Source organism: Bradyrhizobium sp. Kon10 (assembly GCF_055807395.1).
Genome location: NZ_JBVVOZ010000074.1, coordinates 1 through 3,372, shown reverse-complemented (window position 1 = coordinate 3,372; position 3,372 = coordinate 1). Strand labels below are relative to the sequence as shown.

General features: G+C 63.7%; 4 protein-coding genes. 2 read left to right on the top strand and 2 right to left on the bottom strand.

Annotated features, from left to right (window positions below; genetic code table 11):
• Together AC0L2O_RS36010 and AC0L2O_RS36005 are read left to right on the top strand one after the other, a co-directional pair.
• Positions 1-180, top strand: a 180-nt coding sequence (locus tag AC0L2O_RS36010) for a hypothetical protein (protein ID WP_473373097.1), incomplete at its 5' end; no start/stop codon positions are given.
• On the top strand, positions 176-400 hold the full coding sequence (locus AC0L2O_RS36005) for a hypothetical protein (RefSeq protein ID WP_051448451.1): 225 nt from the start codon (positions 176-178) through the stop codon (positions 398-400). The genes AC0L2O_RS36010 and AC0L2O_RS36005, both read left to right, overlap by 5 nt.
• A 155-nt stretch (positions 401-555) precedes the next feature.
• On the opposite strand, the gene AC0L2O_RS36000 is transcribed toward AC0L2O_RS36005, so the two are convergent.
• Complete coding sequence (locus tag AC0L2O_RS36000) at positions 556-1,704, bottom strand: PAS domain-containing sensor histidine kinase (RefSeq protein WP_027520180.1); 1,149 nt, start codon at positions 1,702-1,704, stop codon at positions 556-558.
• Positions 1,705-2,493 (bottom strand): alpha/beta fold hydrolase, encoded by a 789-nt coding sequence (locus AC0L2O_RS35995; RefSeq protein WP_027520179.1) that lies wholly within the window; start codon positions 2,491-2,493, stop codon positions 1,705-1,707. It lies immediately after the preceding gene.
• Positions 2,494-3,372 lie beyond the last annotated feature (879 nt).

Genomic DNA, 3,372 nt, shown 5'->3' with positions numbered 1-3,372 from the left:
ATCGAGATGATTTGGTTGACCGGTCAGCTGACGCCGGATTTCAAGACGATCGCTGACTTCCGCAAGGACAATGGCAAATTGGGGCGCTCCTTCTTCGGGCGCGGTTTAGGTTTCCCCTTTCGAGCAGGCCTGCTGCTTAACCGTGTGGTCGTAGACGCGCCCCTGGAGTCGGTACATTAGCAGGTTCAGCGCAGGCTGCGTGATGGCCGGCGCCATCCACGAATGCGAGGAGCACGGCTGGGCGAAGGACCGCGCCGATCCGCACGCGCGCGAACGGGCCTTCGATATCGCCAGGCGCGATCCGCCCGAGAGTTCGTCCCCGGCGCAGGCCGCCGCCGAGATCCACGGCGTCCTTGGCTCCATCGGCGATACCTGCCCGGAGTGTCTGTCTGATTGCTGAGCATCGCCTGTCTGCGCCGGACGCCCCCAAAGCGCCGAAGTCACCGTCCTCGCTAAGCAGGGGCCAATCAGCTGCAGAGGGCCTGGTACTCCGGGCTATTCGCGCCGCCTAGGCGGGCTGGCCCAGTCTTCTCGCGGTGCGACCGCTCCTGACGGCTAGGGGCGCAGCGCCCCCTCCCATTGGAGCGGCATGCGGAACGTGAACCTGGTCTCCGCTTCGGACGAAGTAACCTCGATCGAGCCACTATGGGCCCTGGCAATCTCGGCTGCGATGTAGAGGCCAAGTCCGAGCCCTTGCGAGGGCCCGTGCGCCTCTCCCCGATAGAACGGCTGAAACAGGCGCTTGCGCGCCTCTTCCGGAATGGCCACCCCGCTGTTAGCCACCGAGAGCTCGAAGTGTCCTCCGCCGGCACTTGAATCGACACGCACAGGCCGGTCCGGTGCCCCGTGACTGATTGCATTGCCGAGCAAGTTAGAGAGCAACTGGGCGATGCGGGCCGGATCGCAGTAGAACGGTGTCTCGACCTCGAAATGAGTCTCGATGCTGCGATCCGGATGGGCCGCGGCCAGTTCCGCCACGACGTGGTCGAGCACGGGCTCGATGGCGGTGATGGCCTTCGACAGCGAAATTCCTCCCCCGAGGCGGCCCCGAGCCAGGTCCATGACGCTTTCGATCATTTTGGCCATGCGGCCCACGCTGCTCTGCATCATGGCCTCGAGCCGGAGCGCGTCCTCCGGCGTCTCGGCCTTGAGCATCAGACGTGCGCCGGCCGCGATCGATGCGAGCGGATTACGCAGGTCATGGCCGAGGACGGCGATGAACTGCTCGCGCAGTTCGGCATTTTCACGCTCCTGTCGCAGGCGCTCTTCCAGAGCCGTCTTGAGCTCCTCGCTTTCCTTTCGGGCGTCGATCAGCCCGCGCTCAAACCGGCGCCGGTCGGCAGCCCGCATGATCGTAAGACGCGTGAACAGGAGCGCATCGGCATCGGTCCGCCGCTCACGGGCGTTGGCGATCGCCGGCAACCGTGCACCACTCTTGGTAAGGAGATCGAGCGCGAACTCGTCGAAGAAGCCCTGCATGCGCAACAACGGAGCCACGTGCGTCTCCAGGAATATGCGCCCCGCCATGTTCAGGAGATCGCTCAGCCGCATCCCGGGCAGGTCATCTGGCGCGTAGCCCGTCCAGTCCGCAAGAGTCCGATTGGCACGATCGATGCGGCCATCCGGACGAACGGAGAGGTACCCGCAGGGCGCGTTTTCGTAGAGGTCTTCGAAATCGGTATCGGCAGGATGATTGTTATTCACTCAGACGAAATCTCGGATTGCGGCGACGACCTCTTTGGGGGCGCTCAGGTTCGGGCAGTGGCCGGTCGCCTTCAGAACGACCAGTTCGCTATTCGGGATGTTGCGTTGGACGTATGCACCGACCTGCTGCCCAGCGATGATGTCTTCGCTGCACTGGAGAATCAGCGTGCGCGCTTTGACCTTGGACAGGTCTGCGCGGTTGTCGGAGAGGAAGGTGACCCGGGCGAATTCCTTGGCGATGGCGGGGTCAGTACGGCAGAAGCTGTTGGTTAGTTCCGCGCCAAGCTCAGGCCGGTCGGGGTTGCCCATGATGGCAGGAGCCATCTGCGCCGACCATCCCATGTGGTTCTCCTCCAGAAACGAAAGAAGCTCTTCGATCTGCTGCGCGCTGAAGCCACCGACATAGTCGCCATCGTCGATGTAGCGCGCCGAAGGCCCCACCAGCACCAAGCTTTCGAAGAGTGTCGGATCGTTGACCGCGGCAAGCACTCCGATCATCGCACTGACGGAATGCCCCACGAATACGGCATCCTTCAGGCGCAGCGAGCGGCCGATCTCGACGACGTCATCGGCGTAGCCGGACAGCGTCGAATACTTTCGATGGTCGTAAGCGGTGAGGTCCGAACGGCCGGCTCCGACGTGGTCGAATAGCACCGTGGTGAAATCCGACTCGAACGGCGGCGCCACGAAGCGCCACATGTTCTGGTCGCACCCGAAGCCGTGGGCGAACATCATGGCCCGCTCACCGCGGCCGCGGACCTGCACGTTATTTCGGAATTCGACGGACACCTAGACCACCCTTTCGCGTGGGGCGTGGATTATTATTTTGAGGCAGCTTAGGGCCAAAGTGGCCGCAGCGCATTCGTTTTTCTAGGATGGGAACGAACGCAGGCGGGTGAGGAGACCTGACGTGGCCTCCACCGATTGCACGGGCCCAAAGGGTTTGGCCAACATGACGCTTTGCGGCACGCCCTTGACGGACCACCGATGCGCGCTATCTCCGGACACGTAAAGGATCAAGCAAGTTGGATCGTTCTCACGCGCGACACGAGCGAGCTCCATCCTGGCGCGGCCAAGCCCCAGCCCCCAAGAATCGGGGCCACCTCATTTCGGTCGGCTTTAGTCGCCCTGCGGATTTTTGGTCGCCATAACTTGCGTGAATCTCAGGTTGGGAAATTCTAGGCGTCATGGCTGCATCGCTGGGGGAGATCTCCGATCTTCGATGCCGAAACCACCGCGCTGCTGCCCGCAGTTCTCGAGGAGGTCTGCCAGAACGTTTGCCGCCGTGAGACCACCGCTCGCACGCACGTCGCCTCGAAAATCCTCAAAGCCGCGACCCGTGGCGAGACCGCGATGTCGAACCTGAAGCAGGTCGGTCGCAGGGCCCTGGGCGAGGCGCCCACGATGTGGCCATCGCAGCCGAACAGGAGGCCGAGCCAGGAGAGCGGCGCGACGCATCCATGATCGAAGCTCGGCCGACTGGGTAAAGGGCCTCCCAAGGGGCGTCCTGCGATTTCGCACGCCCGGTAGGTGAGCTCCAGGACCTACGGAATGAGTTCATCGGGTTCCGCGCGCGGCGCGGCGGTCGTACTGCGCCGCAGCGGCGTACCACGGACGTCGCCGCGCTCGCGGGCTGGCGGGCGCTCGGACAGGTCCCGGCCTATCTTG